Below are 22,920 nucleotides of genomic sequence, written 5' to 3'. Positions count from 1 at the left end.
GGCGTCCCGAGAGCGGAGAGCACGGCGCGTGCCTGAGTTGGTACTTCAGCTAACCAGGGCAGGCTTTCTCGCCCTGCTGTGGCTGTTTGTGCTGGTCGCGCTGCGTGTCGTGCGCTCCGACCTGTACGCGGCCGCCGGGCTACGGGCGATCCTGCCCGGTCGCGAGCGCTCCACGATGCGCGCGGGTCGCGGCCGGACGGCCCGCCAACTCCTCGTCACCCAGGGGCCGTTGGCGGGTAGCCGGATCTCGTTGGACTCGAGGCCGATCCTCATCGGCCGGGCCGACGACTCCACGCTCAAGCTCGATGACGACTACGCGTCCACACGGCACGCGCGGATCTCGCAGCAGGGTGAGGAGTGGTACGTCGAGGATCTCGGGTCGACGAACGGCACCTACCTCGACCGGGCTAAGGTCACCGGACCCACCCGGGTCCCCCTGGGGGTCCCGGTCCGGATCGGCAAGACGGTGATCGAGCTGCGCTCATGACCCCGCGATCGATCACGCCGCGCCCCGGACCGGGCCGTTCCCGCGAGACCTGTTCGCCGGGTCGAGCCGATGGTGCCGTCGGAGTCGAACGATGACCCTGGTCCTGCGCTATTCGGCCCGTAGCGACCGTGGGCTGGTGCGCCAGAGCAACCAGGACGCGGTCTACGCCGGTCCGCGGCTGCTCGCGCTCGCCGACGGGATGGGCGGGCACGCGGCCGGCGAGGTGGCCTCGTCGCTGGTGATCTCGGCGCTGGCCCCGCTCGACGAGGACGACCCTGGCGACGACCTGCTGGCCGAGCTACGCGCAGCCACGATCCAGGGCAACGCGGCGATCACTCGGCACGTGGCCGATGCGCCCGACCTCGAGGGTATGGGCACCACCCTCACCGCGATCCTGTTCGCAGGCTCCCGGCTCGGCCTCGTGCACGTCGGCGACTCGCGGGCCTACCAGCTGCGCAACGGCCGGTTCACCCAGATCACCAAGGACGACACGTTCGTCCAGTCGCTGATCGACGAGGGCCGGATCACCGAGGACGAGGCGCATACTCATCCGCAGCGCTCGCTGTTGCTGCGCGCCATCACCGGCCAGGAGGTCGAACCCTCGCTGACGATCCGAGAGGCCCGCGCGGGCGACCGCTATCTGCTGTGCTCCGACGGACTGTCCGGCCCGGTCAGCGACGAGACGCTGGCCGAGACGCTGCGGACCTACGGCGACCCGCGAGAATGCGCCGACCGGCTCATCGAGCTGGCGCTGCGCGGCGGCGGGCCCGACAACATCACCTGCATCGTCGCGGACGTCGTCGACGTCGAGTACGGCGAGGACGCACCGATCGTGGGGGGCGCGGCGGGCGACGGCAGCGACGAGGTGGGCGGATTCAGACCGGACACCGCGGCGGGCCGGGCGTCGGCCACCACCCTGCCACGGACCGCTCCGCCGCGCGTCGCGCCCGCCGAACCCGCCCCGGCCAGACGCCCCGGCTCGCGGCTGCGCCTCGCGGTCAGCGTGCTCGTCGCGCTCGTCGTGCTGGCGGCCGGTGGTTGGCTGGCTCGAGCCTGGGTGCTTCAGCAGTACTACGTCGGCGCGGCGGGTGACGAGGTGACGATCTTCCAGGGAGTCCGCGGCAGCGTCCTGGGCATCCCGTTGCAGCGTGTCGCGGAAACCTCGGACATCAGGCTCATGGATCTGCCGGAGGATGTCCGCAGCCAGGTCCGCGACGGCATCATCGCCTCCGACGGGCTGGTCAGCGCCCGCGGCACCGTGGACCGGCTGCGAGCTCGGATGCTGGAGCCCTGTCCCGTGCCCACCGCCCCGTCCGTGGCGGCCACCGCACCGACACTCGATCTGGTTCCGCCCGAGCCCGGCAGCCCGGAGACCACCCAGCCGGAAAGCACCCCGTTGCAGGCGGTGCCTCCGGAGCCGGGGACGACCTGTCGATCGGCGAGCTGATGGTGGACCCCGGACACGACGTCGGCGCCGCCGGATCGCAGGCGCCGGACAAAGCCGCCGGATCCGCGCTCCCGACGGGGCGCGGGATCGAACTCGTGCTGCTCGCCTTCGCCGCTGTGATCGTGACCGGGGCGCTCGCTCTGGTCGAGGCGAACCAGGAGCAACAGCTGACCAGCGCGCTGCTCTACATCGGCGCGGCGTATCTGGGCCTGTTCACCGCCGCGCACTTCGCGGTGCGCCGGTGGGCGCCGTATGCCGACCCGTTGATCCTGCCCTCGGTGGCGCTGCTCAACGGCCTCGGGCTGGTGATGATCCATCGACTCGATCTGGCTTCCAGCGACCGCGCGGCGCTGCTCGGCTCGGATGCGCCGGGCGCCCTGGTCGGCAAGCAGGTCGCCTGGACGACGATCGGGCTGGCCCTGTTCGTGGCGGTGCTCGCCGTCGTCCGCGACCACCGGGTGCTGTCCCGATATGCCTACACCGCCGGTTTCGCCGGCCTGATCCTGCTGGCGCTGCCAGGCCTGTTGCCGTCGTCGATCTCCGAGGTCAACGGCGCGAAGCTGTGGATCCGCTTCGGTGGGGTCGGCATCCAGCCCGGCGAGTTCGCCAAGATCCTGCTGATCGTGTTCTTCGCGGCCTACCTCGTGCAGAAGCGCGACCTGTTCAGCACCGCGGGCCGCCGCTTCCTCGGGATGGAACTGCCCAGGGCCCGTGACCTGGCCCCCCTGCTGGTGGCCTGGGGGCTCTCCGTCGGGGTGCTCGTGTTCGAGCGCGACCTCGGTACCTCGCTGCTGTTCTTCGGAATCATGCTCGTCCTGCTCTACGCGGCCACCGAACGGGTGTCGTGGCTGGTCATCGGGCTGAGCTTCTTCGTGGCCGGGAGCGTCATCGCCTACAGCCTGTTCGGCCACGTGCGGGTCAGGGTGCAGGTCTGGATGGACCCGTTCGCGGACTTCAGCGGCTCCGGCTACCAGATCGGGCAGGCCCTGTTCGGGCTGGGCACCGGCGGCATCGGCGGCACCGGCCTCGGCGCCGGACGCCCCGATCTGGTGCCCTTCGCCGACAGCGACTTCATCTGGTCCTCGCTCGGTGAGGAACTGGGTCTGATGGGGCTGACCGCGATCCTCATCGTGTATCTGGTACTGATCACCCGGGGCCTGCGCAGCGCTCTTGCGGTCCGCGACACGTTCGGCAAGTTGCTGGCCACCGGGCTGTCGTTCGCGATGGCGTTGCAGATCTTCGTGGTCGTCGGCGGGGTCACCAAGCTGATCCCGCTGACCGGACTGACGCTGCCGTTCCTGTCCTACGGAGGGTCCTCGCTGGTCGCGAACTACGCACTCGTCGCGTTGCTGCTGCGGATCTCCAACGCCGCCCGCGCGCCGCTGCCCCGCCGCCCGGCCCAGGCGCAGCCCCCGCTCGCCGAGGCCAGCACCGAACTGGTGCAGCGTCCGGGATCCGGCCCGGCGGGACGCTCGTGAACACACCCGTCCGCCGCATCGCCATCGCGGTCATGGCGATGATCGTGATGCTGCTCGCCAACCTGACCTACGTCCAGGTCGTCAAGGCCGGCGACTACCGCAGCGATCCACGCAACCAGCGGGTGCTGCTGGCCGAGTACGCCCGTAAACGCGGCCAGATCAGCACCGGTGGCCAGGTACTGGCCGACAGCAAGGCCACCGATGACCGGTTGCGCTACCAGCGCGAGTACCCGGACGGCCCGGCGTACGCGGGACTGACCGGCTACTACTCGGTGATCTACAGCTCCAGCGGGTTGGAGCGGGCGACCGACTCGGTGCTCAACGGCAGCGACGACCGGCTCTTCGCCCGGAGGTTGTCGGACCTCATCACCGGGCGCGACCCGAGCGGGGGCAACGTCGTGCTCACGATCAAGCCGCCGGTGCAGGAGCGGGCCTACCAGGCGATGACGGACAAGGGCTACGCCGGTGCCGTCGTCGCGATCAAACCGCAGACCGGCGAGATCCTGGCGATGGTCTCGACCCCGTCGTTCGACCCGAACCCGCTGGCCAGCCACAACTCGGCGACCCAGCAGGAGGCCTGGTCCACCTTCAACAAGGCCGACCCGCCGGTGCTGGTCAACCGCGCGATCTCGGAGACCTACCCGCCGGGCTCGACGTTCAAGCTGATCGACGTTGCCGCCGCGTTGCAGCACGGGTATACCCCGGACAGCCAGCTCACCGCGGCCTCGAACCTGACCCTGACCGGGACCAACACCACGCTGCAGAACTTCGCGGGTACGCCCTGCGGCACGGCGGCGACCGCCTCGTTGCGTGAGGCGCTCGCCCGTTCCTGCAACACGGCCTTCGCCGAGTTGGCCGGCAACCTCGGCGAGGACGTGCTGCGCAAACAGGCCGAGGCGTTCGGCATCGGCTCCTCCAGCCTCACCGTGCCGATGCCGGTGGCACCGTCGTCCATCGGCGACATCCCGGACACCGCGGCGCTGCAGCAGTCGGGCATCGGCCAGCGAGACGTGCGGCTGACCCCGCTGCAGAACGCAATGATCGTCGCGGCGATCGCCAACGGCGGGCAGCTGATGGCTCCGCACCTGGTCAAGGAGATCCAGGGACCGGAGCTGGAGACGATCGACACCACCTCCGTCGACCGGATCGGCCGCGCCATCCCGGCGAGCGTCGCGTCGGCGATCACCGACATGATGATCGGGTCGGAGAACCGGACCCAGGGTGGCGGCAAGATCACCGGCGTCCAGATCGCGTCGAAGACCGGTACCGCCGAACACGGCAACGATCCGAAGAACACTCCGCCGCACGCCTGGTACGTGGCCTTCGCCCCGGCAACGAACCCGCAGATCGCGGTGGCGGTGGTGGTCGAGAACGGCGGTGACCGTTCGCTGGAGGCCACCGGCGGGTCGGTCGCGGCACCGATCGGACGCGCGGTGATCGCCGAAGCGCTGCGAGCGGGCCGATGACGGTTCTCGTTGCCGGTCAGCTCATCGCAGACCGCTACCAGCTCGACCGGCGGATCGCGGTCGGCGGCATGGGTGAGGTCTGGGAGGCCTCGGACAACCGGCTCGGCCGCAGCGTCGCGGTCAAGGTGCTGCGCCCGGAGCTGTCCGACGACCCGGAGTTCCTGCACCGGTTCCGCATCGAGGCCCGCACGGTGGCCTCGCTCGATCACTCCGGCATCGCCTCGGTGCACGACTACGGCGAGGACGACGGTCTGGTCGACGGCGCCGGACGGACCGCCTACCTGGTCATGGAGCTCGTTCGAGGCGAGCCGCTGTCCTCCCGGATCGGCCGCGGGCCGATCGACCCCGACGAGACGTTGCGGATCGTCGAACAGGCCGCCCACGCGCTGCACGCCGCACACGAGCGGGGTTTCGTCCATCGCGATGTCAAGCCCGGCAACATCCTGCTGCGCACCGACGGGCTGGTGAAGCTGACCGACTTCGGTATCGCGAAGGCCGCCGACGCCGTCCCGGTCACCCGCTCGGGCATGGTCATGGGGACCGCGCACTACATCGCTCCCGAACAGGCCAGCGGTGGCGAGGCCGGTACCGCCGGGGACGTCTACTCGCTGGGCATCGTGGCCTACGAATGCCTCGCCGGCCACCGACCGTTCCGTGCCGAGAACGCCGTGGCCGTCGCGATGATGCAGGTCCGCGACATCCCGCCGGACCTGCCGGAGGAGGTGCCCGTCCGGATTCGCGAGCTGATCAACGCCGTACTGGTGAAGAACCCCGCGCATCGTTACGCCGACGGCGGCGAGTTCGCCGCCGCGGTGGCCGCCGTGCGCCGCGGTGAGCGGGTGCCTCGGCCCGCGGGGATGCCGGCGGATGTGCCGATGCCCGGGGCGCGCGGGGTGCCGGTCGGCGCGCTCGCCGAGCCGGTGCAGGACGCGGCGGTCGAGGAACCTGCCGCCGAACCGGCGCAGGACGATGACGCGGCCGGGTCGACCGCGACGAATCGGGCGAAGCGGCGCTTCGAGCAGTGGGCGCAACGTCGGGCCCGCAAGGCCGGCGAGCGCGCGGACGAGGCCACTGGTCGCAACGAGGAACGGGTCACGTCCGGGACGGCCGTGAAAATCGAGCCCGACGGCGGCGACGAGCCGATCGCCGCGGCCGACCCCGGATCGACGGCCGATTCCGGTCCGGCCGTGGCCTTGCCGGTGCGCCCGGATGCCACCGGGCAGGGCCGGACGGTGCCACCCGTCGAGCCACCCATCGAGCCGCTCACCCTGCCGCCCGCCCTCGGGCCGAGCCGATCACTGCTGCTCGTGCTGTTCCTGCTCCTCACCGTGGCCGCCGTGGCACTGGCGGTGTTCGTGGTGTCCGGTCTGTTCGTGTCCGAGCAGTCCGCAGCACCGGAAGCGAACCCGTCCTCGGCCGGTCCTACCGGTACGGTGTCGAGCCGGGAGGACATCCCTGCGGGGCGGGCGGTTCAACCACAACTCGTCGCGTCGATCGAGTCATGGAGGGTCCGGTGAACCCGTACAACCGCAGTCCTGGCGCTGTCCCGCCAGGACGACAGGCCGACGGGCGGCCCGGCCCGGCATGATGACCTGACCCATGAGACTCCCCAGGAATCGGCACCCATGACGACCCCCCGACTGCTGTCCGAGCGCTACGAGTTGGGTGAGACGCTCGGATATGGCGGCATGTCCGAGGTTCACCGCGGTACCGACACGCGGCTGGGCCGTGACGTCGCGGTGAAGGTGCTGCGCGCCGACCTGGCCCGCGACCCGCAGTTCCAACTGCGGTTCCGGCGGGAGGCGCAGAACGCCGCCGCGCTCAACCACCCGGCCATCGTGGCCGTGTACGACACCGGCGAGGTGTCCAGCGAGTTCGGCCCGCTGCCCTACATCGTCATGGAGTATGTCGACGGGCAGACCCTGCGCGAGATCGTCAAGACACAGGGCCCGATGACCCAGCAGCGGGTCATCGAGGTGATGGCCGACGTGTGCGCAGCACTGGACTTCAGTCACCGGCACAACATCATCCACCGGGACGTCAAGCCGGCCAACATCATGATCAACCACGCGGGCGCGGTGAAGGTGATGGACTTCGGCATCGCCCGCGCGCTCGGCGAGGGTCAGAACGTCACGCAGACCGCCGCGGTCATCGGGACGGCCCAGTACCTGTCCCCGGAGCAGGCCCGCGGCGAGGCCGTCGACGCCCGCAGTGACGTCTACGCGGCGGGCTGCGTGCTGTTCGAGCTGCTCACCGGGGAACCGCCGTTCACCGGCGACTCCCCGGTCGCGGTGGCCTACCAGCACGTTCGGGAGGACCCGAAGCGTCCGTCCGAGCTCAACCCACAGATCCCCGCGGAACTCGACGCCGTCGTGTTGAAGGCGCTGAGCAAGAATCCGGCCAACCGTTACCAGTCCGCCGCCGAGATGCGCAGCGACCTGCTGCGTGTGCGCAGTGGTCAGCGGCCGCTGGCCCCGATGGTGATGAGCGAGGACGAACGCACCGCGCTGCTGGCCGCGAGTCCGCCCCCGACCCGGCGGCTCAACGCAGCAGCCGGTGGAGGTGGCCGGCACACCCTGCCGCCGTCGGCCGTGCCCGTGTGGCAGGACGAGGAGCCGCCCCGGCGCACCTGGCGCAAGGTCGCGATCGGGGCCGGGATCGCGCTGGTGCTCGGGCTCATCGCCTTCGTCGGCTACCAGCTGCTCGGCGGTCCCGCGCAGCCCAAACAGGTCACCGTTCCCAACGTCGTCGGCCAGCAGCAGGAGGCGGCCCGGACTGCGGTGATCATGGCCGCTCTCCGGCCCGACCTGCAGGAGGCCGAGTCCTCGCCCGACGACGTCGGCAAGGTCGTCCGCACCGACCCCGCCGCCAACAGCCAGGTCCCGGAGAACAGCACGGTGCGCATCTTCGTCGGCAAGGGACCGGCGAAGGTCACGGTGCCGCAGCTGAAGGGAAGCACGGTCTCCGATGCGCAGCGGACCCTCACCAGCCACGGGCTGCAGCTCGGCGAGCAGAGCGAGGCGGAGACGGCCGACTCCTCGCTGATCGGACGGATCATCTCGACGACCCCCGGGCCCGGGGAGATCGCACCCGGCGGCAGCGCGGTCGCCGTGGTCATCGGCAAGCAGCAGACCACGGTGCCGGTGCCGGATGTGACCGGGCAGGACGAGTCCAGCGCGAAGGACACGCTGCAGCAGGCCGGATTCGACGTGAAGGTCAGTGAGGTGGACGGGAGCGGCGAGGCGGGCACGGTGGTCGGCACCAACCCGGCCGCGGGAACCCAGGCACCCAAGGGCAGCACGGTCACGCTGCAGGTCTCGAAGGGCAACCGGAACTCTCAGCCCGTGCCCAGCGTGATCGGTTTGAAAGCGCAGGATGCGGTGAAGGAGCTCGCCGACGCGGGCTACCAGTCCGCTCTGCGCGGCCAGCCGGTGACCGACCGCAGCCAGGACAACAGGGTGATCGCACAGAACCCGTCGGCAGGGCAGACCGGCGACCCGGACAAGCCCGTGGTGCTGACGGTCGGCCAGTTCGCGGGTGGGGCGTTCGACAACGGCGGCCGAGGGGACGGGAACAACTGATGCGCGTCTTGGTCGTCGACAACTACGACAGCTTCGTCTACAACCTGGTCCAGTACCTCGCCCAGCTCGGCGCGGAGACCACCGTCCGACGCAACGACGAAGTGGAACTCGACGAGCTCGGCGCGGTCGACGGGGTGCTGGTCAGCCCCGGCCCCGGTACCCCGGAGCGGGCCGGGCGCAGCATCGAGATCGTCCGGCGCGGCGCCGCGCAGAACCTGCCGGTGCTCGGCGTGTGTCTGGGACACCAGTCGATCGCGGTGGCGTGGGGCGGTGTGGTGGAGCGGGCACCGGAGCTGCTACACGGCAAAACCTCTCTGGTGCATCACGAGGGCGCGGGTGTGCTGCGCGGTCTGCCTAACCCGTTCGTCGCGACGCGGTATCACTCGCTGGCCATCCGGCCCGACTCGCTGCCGCCGGAGCTGGAGGTCACCGGCCGCACGGAGAGCGGGCTGATCATGGCCATCCGGCATCGCGACCTGCCGGTGGAGGGCGTGCAGTTCCATCCGGAGTCCGTGCTCACCCACGGTGGGCACCGGCTGCTGGCGAACTGGATGGCGAGCGCCGGACACGCCGTGCCCGAGTCGGTCGTCGACGGGCTGACCGCTGAGGTCGCCGCCCTCAGCGTCGGCCTCTGAACCGACGCTCACCGTCCCGTACCGGGCGCGGCTACCCGAACGGCCGGACTACGGTGGTCCCAGATGCCGGGCCGGACACGCCCGGCCCCAGCACAACCGTCAGGCGAGGTCCCGATGCCCAAGTCCAAGGTCCGCAGGAAGACCGCGTACACGCCGCCGCCCGCCGATCGGCACAGCCCGCAGGCTGCCCGCGCGACGGCTCCGACGCACCCGGTGTACGTCGTCGTCATGCTCGGGCTCATGGTTCTGGGCCTGGCCTGGCTCGTCGTGAACTACCTGGCCGGCCACGTGATCGGCTTCATGGCCGCCCTGGGCTCCTGGAACTTCCTCATCGGGTTCACCCTCATCGTCGTCGGCCTTCTGATGACGATGCGGTGGCGATGACCGAGGACGGCGCCAGGAGTGGAATGACACTTGTGTAGGCCATCCCCAGTGTGGATAACCGCTGTGGACAACAACACACCGGACCAGTGACAGCCCAGCCCGATGCGATGCGGTGGAGCCCGCCCGCGGTCCTCGTCGGGCTGGCCTGGGCGGGTGCGGCCGGTGCTGCCACGTGGTGCTGGCTGCTCATCAGCGGGGGCGCCGATCCGGCAGGACGGTTGCTCGCCGGCGTCGCAGCGGTGCTGCTGTTCACCGCCGCGATCTTCGGCACGGTCGCTCGACCGAGGCTCGTCGCCGAGGCCGCGGGGGTGACCGTTCGCGGGCTGCGGGGCGCGCAACACCATCCGTGGCCGCGGGTCCGCGCGATCCGGGTGATGCGTATCCGCCGGTTCGGTCGCGAGGTGCCGATGCTCGAACTCGACGTGCTCGACGACGATGGGCGCGAGCGGCTGCTGGTGTTCGGTCGGCTCGATCTCGGCGACGATCCGGACGCCGTCGCCGAGGCGCTCACCCGCGCGTCGCAACATCGCTGACGCGGCGTGATCACACCCCTTCCGTCGGGGGATCGTGACCGGGCCGAAGCGGTATCTAGCATCGGTGTGCCCTCGACGGCCATCGAAAGGAGTCCAGATGAGCAGCTCACCGATGCGTGGGACGGACGGTTGCTCCACCGGATGCGGATGCGGAACGCCGGAGTAACGACACCCGATCCGGCGAGCGGCCGGGGGCTCCGAACGCGGTCGGATCCCCCTGGCTGCTCGGCGGCCGGGGCCGGTCAGGCCAGGGCCGGCACCGCAACGGCGGCCAGCACGAGGGCGGTCAACCCGACGAGCGCACCGACCTGCACCGGAACCCGGTTGTGGGCGGGCGCGTAGACCACGGCCGCCGTGGCCGCGGCTCCCACGACGAGACCGCCGAGGTGCCCGATCAGCGAGACGCCGGGCAGCACGACACTGATCACGACGTTGACCGCGATCAGCCCGATCACCTGGCCCGCGGGCACCCGCAGCCGGCGCAACACCACCGCGAGCCCGCCCATCAGCCCGAAAACGGCGCCGGAGGCTCCCGCGACCTGGGCGTTCGGCGGGTAGAACATCATCACCGCCGCCGAGCCGCCGAGCAGCGCGATGAAGTAGACCGCGAGGAACCGGCCCCGGCCGAGCACCAGCTCGATGTCCTTGCCGATCACCCAGAGCGCCAGCATGTTGAACACCAGGTGCAGCGGGCCGTAGTGCAGAAAGCCCGCCGTGAGCACCCGCCACCACTGCGCCTCGGCGACCAGCCCGGGGACGAGCGACCACTGCCCGAACAGGGGTGCGGCGGCGTTGCGGCTGAGACTGCCCGACTGCACCACGGTCAGCGCGAAGATCACGACGTTCAGCGCGATCAACACGGGGACCACGACCGGCCGGGCTCCGAGGGCAGCACCCGCAACTGTGGTCGGGCGCCGGACGGTGCGCCGGCCCGAGGCGATGCAGTCGACACACTGGTGGCCGACCGCGGCCTCGCGCAGGCACTCCGGGCAGGACGGACGGCCGCACCGGGTACAGCGCAGGCCGGTCGGTCGGTCCGGATGACGGACGCACACTGCTGGGCCTGGTCCGTATGGCGGTCCGCCCGGAGGTGGGTAACCGGCAGGATTGCTCACGGTCGGCTCAGCTCGCGATCGGTCAGTCGGAGATCTCGACGCGCTGGATGACGACGTCGGTCAGCGGCCGGTCGGTGCGGTCGGTGGACGTGGTGGCGATCGAGTCGACGACTGCGCGAGACTCCGCGTCGGCCACCTCGCCGAAGATCGTGTGCCGCCGGTTGAGGTGGGGGGTGGGGCCAACGGTGATGAAGAACTGGGAACCGTTGGTGCCGGGCCCGGCGTTGGCCATGGCCAGCAGGTAGGGGCGGTCGAACGAGAGTTCCGGGTGGAACTCGTCGGCGAACTGGTAGCCCGGTCCGCCGCGGCCGGTACCGGTCGGATCGCCACCTTGAATCATGAAACCGCTGATCACCCGGTGGAAGATCGAGCCGTCGTAGAACGGTCCGCTGCTACCACCGCTCGCGTTCGGCTGCGCATACTGCTTGGAGCCGGTCGCCAGTCCGACGAAGTTCGCCACCGTCTTGGGCGCGTGGTCGGGGAACAGGTTGATCCGGATGTCACCCTGGGACGTCCGCAGCGTCGCGGTCCGCCCCGAGTTGGCTGGGTCAGTCACGTGCACCATCGTGCCAGGCCGCGAACAGCGCCGACCGCCCCGCTGGCCGTTCAACCCAGATGGGCGCGCAGGAACGTGCTCACCGCCTTCTCGTAGCGCTGCGGATCGGCGTTCCACGACGCCGTGTGTTCGACGCCAGGCACTTCGAGGTACTCGACCGACCAGCCCAGCGCGGGCGCGGCTGCGGCCAGGTCGCGGCTCACCGCGACCGGAACCGCGGTGTCCTCGGTGCTGTGGATGAGCAGCGTGGGGGGGCGGACCGCGGGCGGGTTGGTACGCAACGTGAACCGGTCGAAGTCGATGCCGATCCGATACCGCGCGAACGCGGCGGCGACGGGTGTGAGCGCGGGCGGAAGCCGTCGGTTACGTGCCTGCTGGCGCAGCGTGGCCCACCAGTCGAGCAGCGGCGCGTCCCACACGACCACCGCGACGGCCTCCGCCTCCGGCGCCCGGTCCAAAAACGCCCCCGAGATCGCCGCCCCCATCGACCAGGCGTACAGCACGATCCGGCGTGCGCCGGCGGCACGGGCGTGGCGCACCGCGGCCTGCACGTCCTGCCACTCGGTGTCGCCGAGGTGGTAGTGCCCGTCCGGGCTCGGCGGGGCACAGTCGTCGTTGCGGTAGCTGATGACCAGCTGCGGCAGGCCCATCCGGTGCAGTGCGGGCAGGATCCGCAACGCCTCGCGCCGGGCCCCGCCGCGTCCGTGGACGTGCACCACCCAGGTGTCACCGGACCCGGGAACCCACCAGGCGGGCGCAGGACCGAGCGAGGTCGGCACGTCGACCTCGGTGAACTCGAGCCCCCGGGCACCTGGATCCGGGTCGTAGGGGCCGGCGTCGAGGACCGCCAGGGTGCCCGCGGCGGGCACCGGGCCGGCGAGCAACCCGCGCACGACGCGATCCCGCCGCACCTGTTCGACCGGCCCGATCACGGCGAGACCGTCGTTCCACCGCAGCCCCCAGATCCCGGGCTGCTCGGCCAACCTGGACCGGGCCAACGTCACCTGGCCGTCTGCCGCATCGAGGACGCGTTCGGGAAAGGCGAGCTGCCCGCGCGTGTCGAGCAGCATGTTCGAGTAGTGCCAGCCGGCGCCGAGCACTCCGGCGCCGAGCCCGGCCCCGATCCCGACGAGGCCCGCTCGGACCCACCCGTCTCGTATCACGAGACGATCCTTGCGCAACTGTCCGGCACCGGATTCAACGGACCTCTGGCGTCAAGCGGCGAGCCGTCATCCATCCTGATGAAAATGCGGCTCACCTGCACGTTTGTCGCGCCACCGGAATGGGTGAAGTGCACGTCCGCTGCCCTTGACCCCACAACCGGATGGCTACCTCTTCGTTATGCGGGCAGATCACCGTCGCGACAATCCGAACCCCCGATCGGAAGGATCCACTCGCAAATGAGCAGCCTCGCCCGGCGCAGCCTGCGCACGACCGCAACCGCCGCGGGCATCGCAGCCCTCGGCGTGGGTTTTGCAGGCAGCGCCCTTGCTGCCCCGGCACTCCCCGCGGTCCCGGACGTCGATGCCCTCGGCGTTCCCGCCGTGCCCGCCGTTCCCGGTACCTCCGCCGTCCAGGATGCCCTGGCAGCTCTCCCGGCCACACCGGCGAGCGATCTCGCCGATCTACCCGAGCTGTTCATGTTCGAGATGCCGAACGTCGAGACCCAGGCCATCCCGGACGTCGCTTCGATCAACACGGCTCTCCCCGCCCTCCCCGCGCTGCCGGGCGTCCCCGACGTGTCCGCCCTGCCGGCCCTCCCCGCGCTGCCGGGCGTCCCCGACGTGTCCGCGCTGCCGGCCCTCCCCGCGCTGCCGGGCGTCCCCGACGTGTCCGCGCTGCCGGCCCTCCCCGCGCTGCCGGCTGCACCGTCGCTGTCCGACGTCCCCGGCGCCGCCGCGCTCGCGCCGCTCGTCGAGACCGCGAACACCAACCACGTCAACGGGCCGTCGGTCGACCCCGCGGACTACATCGGCAGCAACCACGTCGGTGCCGGTGAGGTTCCGTCGGTCGACCCGGCCCAGATCGCCGCCCTGGCGACCCAGCCCGGTCAGGTCTCCCACTTCAGCATCGACTGACCTTCGAGACCGCCATCGGATGCGGCGTATCTCGCGCGGCGCTCAACGAGGAGCGACCCGTGCGGGGTGCGCCGCGTCGTCGTTTCTGGGACGCCCGCCGCCGCACCCGCGGTCGTCGTCGTGAACGTCGCTGGGCGGTCGGCAGTGTGCTCGCCGCACTGCTCGGGTGGTCGGCGCTGACCGTCGTCGGAGTGACCATCACGCTCGTTCAGGCCGCCACCGTCGCAGTCCTCGCAGAACTGCAGTGGGTCGGTCCGCGCCGCGCCACCAGATCGTCAGGTTGACGAGAACAAGGTCGTCCGGATTCTCAGCCGCGCGGCTGGATCTCGGCCATCCGAGACCAGCCGTCTCCCGGGGTGTCGACGTGGATGATCTCCGGGGTCTCCGCGACCAGGTCCGGCATCCACGCCATGGCGGTCTTGAAGTGGTCGGACTTCACGTGCTCCTCGCCCGCCTGACCCGACGCGAACGCCTCGACGAGGACGAACTGGTTCGGATTGTCGACGCTCTTGGACCACTCGAAGAACAGGTTTCCGGGCTCGTTGCGGGTGGCCTGGGTGAACTCGTCGACTCGCGAGAGCCACTCGTCCGTGTGCTCGGGGCGAATCGTGAACTTGACGACGATGAAGATCATAATGATCCCTTCAGCTGGATGGCGGAGGAGGAAGTGCGGGGACACGCTAGCGGCACGGGCCTGGCACAGCGACCGCGCCACGCCCGATTTCGCTCCACCGTGGCCCGGCGCCACGCCGCCGGGAAGGGATGCCGGGAAGGGATGCTGAGCCGCGATCCGCCGGACCAGCCACGACGCTCGACACCGACGAAGCGGGAACCTCGCCGTTAGACTCTGCTCATGTCGCGGCGGGACCCCGCTCTCGGCGTTGTGAGTGAGCAGTTGCGCCGCATCGAGGCGGTGACGGACGCGAAGCTCGCGCACCTGGAGGTCGAGGAGCTTTTCACCGAACTGCTCGACCGGGTGCGTGAACTCCTCGCCGTCGACACCGCAGCCGTGCTCCTGCTCGGCTCCGCCGGGACGTACCTCGAGGCCACCGCGGCCCGCGGCATCGAGGAGGAGGTACGCCAGGGCGTTCGGATCCCCCTTGGCCAGGGGTTCGCCGGCCGCGTCGCCGCCCAGCGGCAACCGACGATCGTGGAGGACATCGACCACTCCGACGTGTTCAACCCGCTCCTTCGTGAGAAGGGCATCCGCTCCTTGCTCGGTGTCCCGCTGCTGAGCGGTGGGACGCTCATGGGGGTGCTCCACGTCGGGACCGTGACCTCGCGCCGCTTCACGGACGAGGACGTTCGAGTGCTGCAGGTGGTGGCCGACCGGATCGCGCTCGCCGCGCACACCAGGATCTCGCTGGCCGAACGCACGGCGGCGAACGTGCTGCAGCGCAGTCTGCTGCCGGGTGATCTCCCCATCGTCCCGGGCCTGGAGTTCGCCGCCCGCTATGTGCCTGGCGATGACGGCGAGGTCGGCGGGGACTGGTACGACGTGTTCCGCCTCCAGTCCGGCTGGCTGTGCGTCATGGTGGGGGACGTGGTCGGCCGTGGTCTGTCCGCTGCGGTCGCGATGGGACGGCTGCGCAGCAGCATGCACGCGTACGCACTGGAAACCCACGATCCGGCCGACCTGCTCACCAGGCTGGACCGGCAGCTGCAGCACTTCGAGCCGGAGGTGATGGCGACCGTGCTGTGCGCGATGCTGGAGCCGTCACGCGACCGGATGTTCGTCTCCGCTGCGGGCCATCCGCCGCCTCTCATGGCGTCGGCCGACCGCCCCGCACGGTTCATCGTCTTGCCGAACGACCTGCCGCTCGGGATTGGCCCCCGCCGGCCGCGGCATTCGAGCACCGTCTCGTTGCCGCCCGGAGCGGCGGTGTGTTTCTACACCGACGGCCTCGTCGAACGTCGAGGAGCGTCGCTCGACGTCGGCCTCGAGCGGTTGCGGACGTCGATGTCGGCCGACGCACCGGATCGGGTGTGCGCCAGGGTGATGTCGGAGTTGATCGGCTCCGAGGCTGTCGGGGATGACGTCGCGCTCCTCGTGCTCAGACGCAACGACGCCGCGAGCCACGAGCCGCTCGACATCACCGAGCCCGCGGTGCCGTCGTCGCTGCGGACCATCCGCAACGTGACCAGGCAGTGGCTGATGGAGGTCGGCGCGGGCCCGGACGAGATCGGCGATGTCCTTGTGGCGGTCGGCGAGGCCTGCTCGAACGTGGTCGAACACGCCTACGGCCCGCGCGGCGGCTCCATCTCGGTGCAGCTGTCCGTGGAGGCGCCGGACGTGGTGGCCATGGTGCGCGACACCGGCCGCTGGCGCCCGGCCCGTGGCCGAAACCGCGGCCGGGGGGTGCTGCTGATGGAGGGTCTTGCCGACGAGGTGCGGATCGAGCGCAAGACCACCGGGACCGAGGTTGTGATCCGCAAGGCGCTCGCCGGTCAGGGGTGAGGATGAGCGACGTCAGCGTCGACATCGAGCCCTCCCCCGATGCGATCCGCATCGCGGTCTCCGGGGAGATCGATCTGGCGAACGCCGCAATCGTCGAACACCAACTCCTCGACGCGATCACCAACCAGGTCACCGCGGTCTCCGTCGACTTCAGCAACCTCAGCTACATCGACAGTGCGGGCCTGCGGGTTCTGTTCGCGCTCGGTGCCCGGCTCGACACGCTGCAGATCGCGTTCGAGCTCGTCGTTCCGCCGGGCTCGCTGGCGCGCCGAGCGATCGAACTATCCGGTGTCGCCGCGGTCGCCGCCCTGCGGCCCGGGACCGTCTGACCGCTGGCACGCGGCCCGGTGCATCCCGTTGTCGCCGCTGCCCGATCTCGTCACGGGGCCCCGAGGACGTCCTCAGGCACCTCGCCGTTTCATGTGATCGCTGGACCGGCATACCCGCTGGTCAGATGTGGTGGAGACGAGGGGAATCGAACCCCTAACCCCCGCCTTGCAAAGGCGGTGCTCTGCCAATTGAGCTACGTCCCCATCCTGAGCGGAGACACTACCCGCTCAGCGGCACGGCGCCGGTCAGCGGCTGATGGCCTCGTGCCACAGGTCGGTCTCCTGGCGACCACGCAGCTTCGTGACGAGCAGGAACACCACACCGGCCACAGCCGCGAGAGCGAAGAGCTTCTTCATGGGATCACGTCCTCAAAAGGGTCTCTGTGACCGGCACCGCGGGGGAGTGGGCCCAGCTGGATTTGAACCAGCGACCTCGTCGTTATCAGCGACGCGCTCTAACCAACTGAGCTATGGGCCCGTTCGTAGGACCGACCCTACAGCAGGCCCGCGCGGCGCCCCGCACCGGCTCCGAGTTTTCCTCGCGGAGGCCGGCGCGGGGCGGACAGCATGGTCAGTCTCGCTCCGAGAGCGTGACCTCGATACCTCCGACGAGATCGGCCGACACGTTGTAGATGAACGCCCCGATCGTCAGCGCGACGGCGAACAGCAGGCTGTTGATCGCACCGACCACCGCGGCGAAACCGAGAACCGGGCCGGCGCTGATCAGAGTGCTACCGCTATGGGTCTCCCCGGACACCAGATCGGCGTAGGTGCCGTTGAGGCGGTCCCACACGCCCATCCCACCGAGGATGCCGTACAGCACACCGACCGCGACCAGCCAGATGAAGAACAGCACCACGGCCAGGACCGCAGCCAGCTTGAGCACCGACCACGGGTCGAGGCGCTTGAGCTGTAACGCGGCCTGCCGGGGCGGGCGGCCGCGGGTCACCCGCACCGTCGGCGCGCTGCCGTTGGTCTCGGCACCGGAACCGTCGTGCGCACCCCCCGCGCCACCCGCCTGGTCAGGGGCGGCCAGCACCTCGGTGGGCCGGTCGATGAACGCCGTCGGCGCATCGAACAACCCGCCTGCCACCGGCGCGGGATGCGCGGACGGTGCCGGCGGCGCGGGCTCGCTGATCTCCTCACCCGGTACCCGCCGCCACGGTGGGGGGGCCTCGGCGGCCGGACCGGCGGACGAAGCCGGCTTCGCGTCGCCACCGGCGCGGTCCACCGCGTCGGCGGCGCCGGCCGGCTGCGGGGCCGGGGCGGGCCGCGGCCCGTCGGCCGAATCGGCCGAGCGCGTCGGGCCCGGCCCAGCACCATCGGAACGCCCCGCAGCCGCGGTCGAGGCAGGTCCGGCACCATCGGAGCGGCTGCTGGTGGAACCGGTACCGGGCGACGGCTCGGCGGCCGAGCCAGGAGCCGCATCCTGCACAGGCGACGCCGCACCGGACCCCTTGGCCGACGCAGCCGCCGAGGCGGGAGCCTTGGCCTCGGTCGGCTTCGGCGGCTCGGGCGCCCGCGCCTGTCCCTCGGCCGCCCTGCCCTCCGGGGGACCGCTGGTCTCGGCCTTGCCGCCGTCACTGGCGGGCTGAGCCCCCGTTGCCAGCCGCCCGCCGTTGGGCTCCTCGTCGCTGCTCTGCTTATCGCTCACGAGGGCGAGATCTCCTCGATGCTCGGCGCGTTGCTCAGCTCAGAGAGCTGATCAACTCTGGTCGTCCGCATCGTCCTCGGCATTGCGCGCGACCGCCAGCAGCGTGGCTCCCTCGCTGAGGTTCATCAGCCGGACCCCCTTCGTCTGCCGACCGGCCTTGCGCACTTCGCGGGCCGATGTCCGGATCACCCCTCCGGTCGAGGTGATCGCGTACAGCTCGTCGTCCACGGAGACGATGAGTGCACCGACCAGCGTGCCACGCCGACGGTCGTACTGAAGGGTCAGCACGCCCTTCCCGCCGCGGCCCTGGACCGGGTAGTCCTCGATCGGGGTCCGTTTCGCGTACCCACCGGCGGTGGCGACCAGCACGAACGTGTCGGGCTGAACGACACCGATGGACAGCAGCTGGTCACCGTCGTTGAACCGCATCCCCAGCACACCGGAGGTTGCGCGCCCCATCGGGCGCAGCGCCTCGTCGGTCGCGGTGAACCGGATCGACTGGCCCTCCGCCGAGACGAGCAGCAGGTCGTCCTCGGCCGAGCAGAGCACCGCGCCGACCAGCTCGTCGTCGCCGCGCAGGTTGATGCCGATCAGGCCGCCGGTCCGGGCCGAGTCGAAGTCGGTCAGTTTCGACTTCTTCACCAGACCCGTCCGCGTGGCCAGCACCAGGTACGGCGCCGCGTCGTAGTCGGAGATCTGCATGACCTGCGCGATGTGCTCGTCGGGCTTCAGCGCGAGCAGGTTCGCCAGATGCTGCCCGCGTGCGCTGCGGTTGGCCTCCGGCAGCTCGTAGGCCTTGAGCCGGTACACCCGGCCCTTGTTGGTGAAGAACAGGAGCCAGTCGTGGGTGGAGCAGACGAAGAAGTGGGCGACGATGTCGTCCTGCTTCAGCGTCGCCCCCTGCACACCCTTGCCGCCACGCTTCTGCGCCCGATACAGGTCGGTCTTGGTGCGCTTCGCATACCCGGTCTGGGTGATCGTGACGACGACGTCCTCGACGGCGATGAGGTCCTCGTTGGTGACCTCACCGTCGTCGGGAACCAGCTGGGTCCGGCGGTCATCGCCGTGGGCCTCGACGATCTCGGCCAGCTCGTCGCGGACGATCTGACGCTGCCGTTCGGGCCGGTCCAGGATGTCCTGCAGATCGCGAATGCGTTCCTCGATCTCGGCGAGCTCTTCGATGATCTTCTGACGTTCCAGGGCGGCGAGCCTGCGCAGCTGCATGTCCAGGATCGCCTGCGCCTGCTCCTCGTCGATGTCGAGCAGGTCGATCAGCCCCTGGCGCGCGACGTCGACGGTCTCCGATGCCCGGATCAGCGCGATGACCTCGTCGAGCGCGTCGAGCGCCTTGACCAGGCCGCGCAGGATGTGGGCTCGCTCCTGCGCCTTGCCGAGGCGGTGGCGGGTGCGCCGGATGATGACCTCGATCTGATGGCGCACGTAGTTGCGCACGACCTGGTCGAGCCGCAGCGTCCGCGGCACACCGTCGACGATCGCCAGCATGTTGACGCCGAAGCTGTACTGCAGCTGGGTGTGCTTGTACAGGTTGTTGAGGACGATCTTGGCCACCGCGTCGCGCTTGAGCGTGAACACGATGCGCAGGCCGACCCGGTCGGAGGACTCGTCGTTGATCTCGGAGATCCCGGACAACTTGCCGTCCCGGATCATCCCGGCGATCGATTCGATGAGGTTGTCCGGGTTGACCTGGTAGGGCAGCTCGGTGACGACCAGCGTGCTACGGCCCTTGGTGTCCTGCTCCACCTCGACCACCGCGCGCATCTTCACCGAGCCGCGGCCGGTGCGGTAGGCCTGCTCGATCCCGTCCCGGCCGACGATCAGACCCGCGGTCGGGAAGTCCGGGCCCTTGATGAGCTGCATCAACGCATCGAGCAGCTCGGCCTCGGAGGCCTCGGGGTGTTCCAGCGCCCAGGTCACGCCGGCCCCGACCTCGCGCAGGTTGTGCGGCGGGATGTTCGTCGCCATCCCGACCGCGATCCCGGCGCTGCCGTTGATCAGCAGGTTCGGCACGCGCGAGGGCAGGACCACCGGCTCCTGGGTCTTGCCGTCGTAGTTGTCGAGGAGGTCGACGGTGTCTTCCTCGATGTCCTGCAGCATCGCCATCGCCAGCGGCGAGAGCCGGCATTCGGTGTACCTCATGGCCGCAGCCGGGTCGTTGCCGCGGGAGCCGAAGTTGCCCTGGCCGTCGATCAGCGGATACCGCATCGACCACGGCTGAGCCAGCCGGACGAGCGCGTCGTAGATCGACGTGTCCCCGTGCGGGTGATAGTTGCCCATCACCTCACCGACGACGCGGGCGCATTTGACGTAGGAGCGGTCGGGCCGGAACCCGTTCTCCCCCATCGAGTACAGGACGCGCCGGTGCACCGGCTTGAGCCCGTCCTCGACCAGGGGCAGCGCCCTCCCGACGATCACGCTCATCGCGTAGTCGATGTAGGAGCGCTGCATCTCCTGCTGGATGTCGACCGGTTCGATCCGGTCTCCCCCGCCGGGGGGCGGCGGGACGCTGGGGTCCAGGGTGTCGGTCACGTCAGCTCCTCACCGCGCTCGTCGCCGCCGGGGCCGGCGGACCTGCGGTGAACGACGACCTCACAGGCTGGGTCATGAAATCCTTCTCGTGTTCGTGTGGCCGGGACGTCCTTGCGGATCGGCATTCCGGCTAGACGTCCAGGAACCGCACGTCCTTGGCGTTGCGGGTGATGAACGACCGGCGCGACTCCACGTCCTCGCCCATGAGGATGGAGAACAGCTCGTCGGCGGTGGCCGCGTCGTCCAGCGTGACCTGCAGGAGCACCCGGTGAGCCGGGTCCATCGTGGTCTCCCACAGCTCCTTGGCGTTCATCTCGCCCAGGCCCTTGTACCGCTGCACGCCTTCGTCCTTGGGTAGCTTCTTGCCCGCGGCGCGACCGGCCTCGATCAGCCCGTCACGCTCGCGGTCGGAGTAGGCGAACTCCGGCTCGGCCCCCCGCCCACTCCATTTGATCTTGTAGAGCGGTGGCTGCGCGAGGAAGACGTGACCCTGCTCGATCAGCGGGCGCATGAACCGGAACAGCAGGGTGAGCAGGAGGGTGCGGATGTGCTGGCCGTCGACGTCGGCGTCGGCCATCAGGACGAGCTTGTGGTACCGCAGTTTGGTGATGTCGAACTCGTCGTGGATGCCGGTGCCCAGCGCGGTGATGATCGCCTGGACCTCGGTGTTCTTGAGGACGCGGTCGATCCGCGCCTTCTCGACGTTGATGATCTTGCCGCGGATCGGCAGGATCGCCTGGAACATCGAGTCGCGCCCGGACTTCGCCGAGCCGCCCGCCGAGTCGCCCTCCACGATGTAGAGCTCCGAACGGCTCGGGTCGGTGGAGCGGCAGTCGGCCAGCTTGCCCGGCAGCCCGCCGATATCCCCCGCACTCTTGCGCCGGACCAGTTCGCGGGCCTTGCGTGCGGCGATCCGCGCCTGCGCCGAGGACACCGCCTTGTTGACGATCGTCTTCGCCTCGGTGGGGTTGCGCTCGAGCCAGTCGGCCAGCCACTCGTTGCTGACCCGCTGCACGAACGACTTGACCTCGGTGTTGCCGAGCTTGGTCTTGGTCTGGCCCTCGAACTGCGGCTCCTTGACCTTGACCGAGACGATCGCGGCCAGGCCCTCCCGGATGTCGTCGCCGGACAGTGCCGGGTCCTTGTCCTTCAGGAGCTTCTTGTCCCGCGCATAGCGGTTGACCGTGCTGGTCAGCGCCGCGCGGAAGCCCTCCTCATGGGTACCGCCCTCGTGGGTGTTGATCGTGTTCGCGAACGTGTAGACCGACTCGGTGTAGCTCGAGTTCCACTGCATCGCCACCTCGACCTGGTGGTTCTCGGTGGCCGCGTGGAACGACACGAGCTTGCGGTGGATCGGGTCCTTGCTGCGGTTGAGGTGCGCGACGAAGTCTTCGAGACCACCCGGGTAGTGGAAGGCCGTCTCCTTGATCTTCGCGACATAGCCCTCGGCGTCCGGTTCGGCCTGGGCGTCGCTGTCGCCGTTGCGCTCGTCGCGCAGCACGATCGTGAGCCCTTTGTTGAGGAACGCCATCTCCTGCAGCCGCCGGGAGATCGTCTCGAGGTTGTAGGAGGTGGTCTCGAAGATGTCCGGGTCGGCCCAGAAGACGATGGAGGTGCCGCTGCGCGCCGTGTTCTCGCCCCGGCGCAGCGGCCCCGGGCGGGACCGGTCGTAGTGCTGGCGCCAGACCGTGCCGCCCTGGTGGATCTCGACGTCGAGGGCGACCGACAGGGCGTTGACCACCGAGACGCCGACCCCGTGCAGACCGCCGGACACGGCGTAGGACTTGTCGTCGAACTTCCCGCCTGCATGCAGTCGGGTGAGCACGAGCTCGACCGCGGGCACCCGCTCCACCGGGTGCATGTCGACCGGGATGCCACGTCCGTCGTCGCGGACCCGGACCCCGCCGTCGTCCTGCAGGGTCACCTCGACCGTGCTGGCGTATCCGGCCATCGCCTCGTCGACCGCGTTGTCGACGACCTCCCAGATCAGGTGATGCAGACCTCGTTCGCCCGTGGACCCGATGTACATGCCGGGGCGCTTGCGGACCGCCTCCAGGCCTTCGAGCACAGTGATCGACGACGCGCTGTAGGCGTTCTTCTTCTCCGCAACCACGGGCGTTCGAATCTCCTCGTCCGACAAGCCACTCCACCCGCGCGGGAATGCGCGAGCGA

Annotated in this window: 20 protein-coding genes and 2 tRNA genes; 12 read left to right on the top strand and 10 right to left on the bottom strand. The window is 70.1% G+C overall.

From position 1 onward, the window contains the following. The first annotated feature begins 28 nt into the window (after nucleotides 1–28). From ACFQE5_RS18240 to ACFQE5_RS18200, 9 genes are all read left to right on the top strand, one after another. Entirely contained in the window at nucleotides 29–487 is a 459-nt protein-coding gene (locus ACFQE5_RS18240; protein ID WP_379586641.1) for an FHA domain-containing protein FhaB/FipA, read from the top strand. Nucleotides 488–578: 91 nt separating this feature from the next. Then, the gene (locus tag ACFQE5_RS18235) at nucleotides 579–1,934 is read left to right on the top strand and encodes a PP2C family protein-serine/threonine phosphatase (protein ID WP_379586640.1); all 1,356 of its coding nucleotides are present in this window, start codon (nucleotides 579–581) and stop codon (nucleotides 1,932–1,934) included. Then, entirely contained in the window at nucleotides 1,934–3,412 is a 1,479-nt protein-coding gene (locus ACFQE5_RS18230) for an FtsW/RodA/SpoVE family cell cycle protein (RefSeq protein WP_379586638.1), read from the top strand. The genes ACFQE5_RS18235 and ACFQE5_RS18230 overlap by 1 nt, the downstream gene beginning before the upstream one ends. Further along, nucleotides 3,409–4,878 carry a peptidoglycan D,D-transpeptidase FtsI family protein gene (locus ACFQE5_RS18225; protein ID WP_379586636.1) on the top strand — a complete coding sequence of 490 codons (1,470 nt, stop codon included), beginning with the start codon at nucleotides 3,409–3,411 and terminating at the stop codon, nucleotides 4,876–4,878. Before ACFQE5_RS18230 ends, ACFQE5_RS18225 begins: the two co-directional genes overlap by 4 nt. Further along, nucleotides 4,875–6,395, top strand: coding sequence for a serine/threonine-protein kinase (locus tag ACFQE5_RS18220; RefSeq protein ID WP_379586635.1), 1,521 nt, complete (start codon nucleotides 4,875–4,877; stop codon nucleotides 6,393–6,395). The genes ACFQE5_RS18225 and ACFQE5_RS18220 overlap by 4 nt, the downstream gene beginning before the upstream one ends. A 108-nt stretch (nucleotides 6,396–6,503) precedes the next feature. Beyond that, entirely contained in the window at nucleotides 6,504–8,459 is a 1,956-nt protein-coding gene (gene pknB, locus ACFQE5_RS18215; RefSeq protein WP_379586634.1) for a Stk1 family PASTA domain-containing Ser/Thr kinase, read from the top strand. Beyond that, nucleotides 8,459–9,094 carry an aminodeoxychorismate/anthranilate synthase component II gene (locus tag ACFQE5_RS18210; RefSeq protein WP_379586633.1) on the top strand — a complete coding sequence of 212 codons (636 nt, stop codon included), beginning with the start codon at nucleotides 8,459–8,461 and terminating at the stop codon, nucleotides 9,092–9,094. Before pknB ends, ACFQE5_RS18210 begins: the two co-directional genes overlap by 1 nt. Before the next feature lie 114 nt (nucleotides 9,095–9,208). Next, on the top strand, nucleotides 9,209–9,478 hold the full coding sequence (crgA, locus tag ACFQE5_RS18205) for a cell division protein CrgA (RefSeq protein WP_379586632.1): 270 nt from the start codon (nucleotides 9,209–9,211) through the stop codon (nucleotides 9,476–9,478). A gap of 86 nt (nucleotides 9,479–9,564) precedes the next feature. Next, nucleotides 9,565–10,011, top strand: coding sequence for a PH domain-containing protein (locus tag ACFQE5_RS18200; protein ID WP_379586630.1), 447 nt, complete (start codon nucleotides 9,565–9,567; stop codon nucleotides 10,009–10,011). Between the two features lie 242 nt (nucleotides 10,012–10,253). Here the strand turns inward: ACFQE5_RS18200 and ACFQE5_RS18195 are convergent, their stop codons facing one another. The 3 genes from ACFQE5_RS18195 to ACFQE5_RS18185 form a co-directional block, all read right to left on the bottom strand. Further along, nucleotides 10,254–10,880 (bottom strand): rhomboid family intramembrane serine protease, encoded by a 627-nt coding sequence (locus ACFQE5_RS18195; protein WP_379586628.1) that lies wholly within the window; start codon nucleotides 10,878–10,880, stop codon nucleotides 10,254–10,256. Between the two features lie 268 nt (nucleotides 10,881–11,148). After that, nucleotides 11,149–11,691 (bottom strand): peptidylprolyl isomerase, encoded by a 543-nt coding sequence (locus ACFQE5_RS18190; RefSeq protein ID WP_379586626.1) that lies wholly within the window; start codon nucleotides 11,689–11,691, stop codon nucleotides 11,149–11,151. A gap of 41 nt (nucleotides 11,692–11,732) precedes the next feature. After that, nucleotides 11,733–12,845: an alpha/beta hydrolase family protein gene (locus ACFQE5_RS18185; protein ID WP_379586625.1), complete on the bottom strand. Its 1,113-nt coding sequence runs from the start codon at nucleotides 12,843–12,845 to the stop codon at nucleotides 11,733–11,735. A 237-nt stretch (nucleotides 12,846–13,082) separates the two neighbouring features. On the opposite strand from ACFQE5_RS18185, the gene ACFQE5_RS18180 reads away from it, so the two are divergent. Further along, the gene (locus ACFQE5_RS18180) at nucleotides 13,083–13,760 is read left to right on the top strand and encodes a hypothetical protein (protein ID WP_379586623.1); all 678 of its coding nucleotides are present in this window, start codon (nucleotides 13,083–13,085) and stop codon (nucleotides 13,758–13,760) included. 307 nt (nucleotides 13,761–14,067) lie between these two features. Here the strand turns inward: ACFQE5_RS18180 and ACFQE5_RS18175 are convergent, their stop codons facing one another. Next, nucleotides 14,068–14,394 (bottom strand): putative quinol monooxygenase, encoded by a 327-nt coding sequence (locus ACFQE5_RS18175; protein WP_379586622.1) that lies wholly within the window; start codon nucleotides 14,392–14,394, stop codon nucleotides 14,068–14,070. Between the two features lie 219 nt (nucleotides 14,395–14,613). Between ACFQE5_RS18175 and ACFQE5_RS18170 the strand changes: the two genes are divergently transcribed. Together ACFQE5_RS18170 and ACFQE5_RS18165 are read left to right on the top strand one after the other, a co-directional pair. Next, nucleotides 14,614–16,218, top strand: a complete 1,605-nt coding sequence (locus tag ACFQE5_RS18170) for an ATP-binding SpoIIE family protein phosphatase (protein WP_379586620.1) — start codon at nucleotides 14,614–14,616, stop codon at nucleotides 16,216–16,218. A gap of 2 nt (nucleotides 16,219–16,220) precedes the next feature. Then, the gene (locus ACFQE5_RS18165) at nucleotides 16,221–16,547 is read left to right on the top strand and encodes an STAS domain-containing protein (protein WP_379586619.1); all 327 of its coding nucleotides are present in this window, start codon (nucleotides 16,221–16,223) and stop codon (nucleotides 16,545–16,547) included. A gap of 128 nt (nucleotides 16,548–16,675) precedes the next feature. On the opposite strand, the gene ACFQE5_RS18160 is transcribed toward ACFQE5_RS18165, so the two are convergent. The 6 genes from ACFQE5_RS18160 to gyrB all read right to left on the bottom strand — a co-directional run bounded on the left by ACFQE5_RS18160 (nucleotide 16,676) and on the right by gyrB (nucleotide 22,861). Beyond that, nucleotides 16,676–16,751: transfer RNA gene (locus tag ACFQE5_RS18160), tRNA-Ala, on the bottom strand. A 42-nt stretch (nucleotides 16,752–16,793) separates the two neighbouring features. Then, entirely contained in the window at nucleotides 16,794–16,904 is a 111-nt protein-coding gene (locus tag ACFQE5_RS18155; RefSeq protein WP_379586618.1) for a DLW-39 family protein, read from the bottom strand. A 47-nt stretch (nucleotides 16,905–16,951) separates the two neighbouring features. Beyond that, nucleotides 16,952–17,025, bottom strand: a tRNA-Ile gene (locus ACFQE5_RS18150). A 93-nt stretch (nucleotides 17,026–17,118) separates the two neighbouring features. After that, on the bottom strand, nucleotides 17,119–18,201 hold the full coding sequence (locus tag ACFQE5_RS18145) for a DUF3566 domain-containing protein (RefSeq protein ID WP_379586617.1): 1,083 nt from the start codon (nucleotides 18,199–18,201) through the stop codon (nucleotides 17,119–17,121). A gap of 51 nt (nucleotides 18,202–18,252) precedes the next feature. Then, nucleotides 18,253–20,748 carry a DNA gyrase subunit A gene (gyrA, locus tag ACFQE5_RS18140; RefSeq protein ID WP_379586616.1) on the bottom strand — a complete coding sequence of 832 codons (2,496 nt, stop codon included), beginning with the start codon at nucleotides 20,746–20,748 and terminating at the stop codon, nucleotides 18,253–18,255. 130 nt (nucleotides 20,749–20,878) lie between these two features. Beyond that, nucleotides 20,879–22,861 carry a DNA topoisomerase (ATP-hydrolyzing) subunit B gene (gene gyrB, locus ACFQE5_RS18135; protein WP_379586614.1) on the bottom strand — a complete coding sequence of 661 codons (1,983 nt, stop codon included), beginning with the start codon at nucleotides 22,859–22,861 and terminating at the stop codon, nucleotides 20,879–20,881. Between the last annotated feature and the right edge of the window lie 59 nt (nucleotides 22,862–22,920).

This window comes from Pseudonocardia hispaniensis, assembly GCF_042658695.1.
GTDB classification, from domain to species: domain Bacteria; phylum Actinomycetota; class Actinomycetes; order Mycobacteriales; family Pseudonocardiaceae; genus Pseudonocardia; species Pseudonocardia hispaniensis.
This window is presented reverse-complemented; position numbering and strand designations above follow the sequence as displayed.

What these genes read in the sequence shown, in the direction of transcription:
- ACFQE5_RS18230 (WP_379586638.1), top strand. Translation starts at nt 1,934, where the DNA reads ATGGTGGACCCCGGACACGACGTCGGCGCCGCCGGATCGCAGGCGCCG.
- ACFQE5_RS18235 (WP_379586640.1), top strand. Translation starts at nt 579, where the DNA reads ATGACCCTGGTCCTGCGCTATTCGGCCCGTAGCGACCGTGGGCTGGTG.
- pknB (WP_379586634.1), top strand. Translation starts at nt 6,504, where the DNA reads ATGACGACCCCCCGACTGCTGTCCGAGCGCTACGAGTTGGGTGAGACG.
- ACFQE5_RS18190 (WP_379586626.1), bottom strand. Translation starts at nt 11,691, where the DNA reads ATGGTGCACGTGACTGACCCAGCCAACTCGGGGCGGACCGCGACGCTG.
- ACFQE5_RS18220 (WP_379586635.1), top strand. Translation starts at nt 4,875, where the DNA reads ATGACGGTTCTCGTTGCCGGTCAGCTCATCGCAGACCGCTACCAGCTC.
- ACFQE5_RS18165 (WP_379586619.1), top strand. Translation starts at nt 16,221, where the DNA reads ATGAGCGACGTCAGCGTCGACATCGAGCCCTCCCCCGATGCGATCCGC.
- ACFQE5_RS18155 (WP_379586618.1), bottom strand. Translation starts at nt 16,904, where the DNA reads ATGAAGAAGCTCTTCGCTCTCGCGGCTGTGGCCGGTGTGGTGTTCCTG.
- ACFQE5_RS18170 (WP_379586620.1), top strand. Translation starts at nt 14,614, where the DNA reads ATGTCGCGGCGGGACCCCGCTCTCGGCGTTGTGAGTGAGCAGTTGCGC.
- crgA (WP_379586632.1), top strand. Translation starts at nt 9,209, where the DNA reads ATGCCCAAGTCCAAGGTCCGCAGGAAGACCGCGTACACGCCGCCGCCC.
- ACFQE5_RS18175 (WP_379586622.1), bottom strand. Translation starts at nt 14,394, where the DNA reads ATGATCTTCATCGTCGTCAAGTTCACGATTCGCCCCGAGCACACGGAC.
- ACFQE5_RS18180 (WP_379586623.1), top strand. Translation starts at nt 13,083, where the DNA reads ATGAGCAGCCTCGCCCGGCGCAGCCTGCGCACGACCGCAACCGCCGCG.
- ACFQE5_RS18210 (WP_379586633.1), top strand. Translation starts at nt 8,459, where the DNA reads ATGCGCGTCTTGGTCGTCGACAACTACGACAGCTTCGTCTACAACCTG.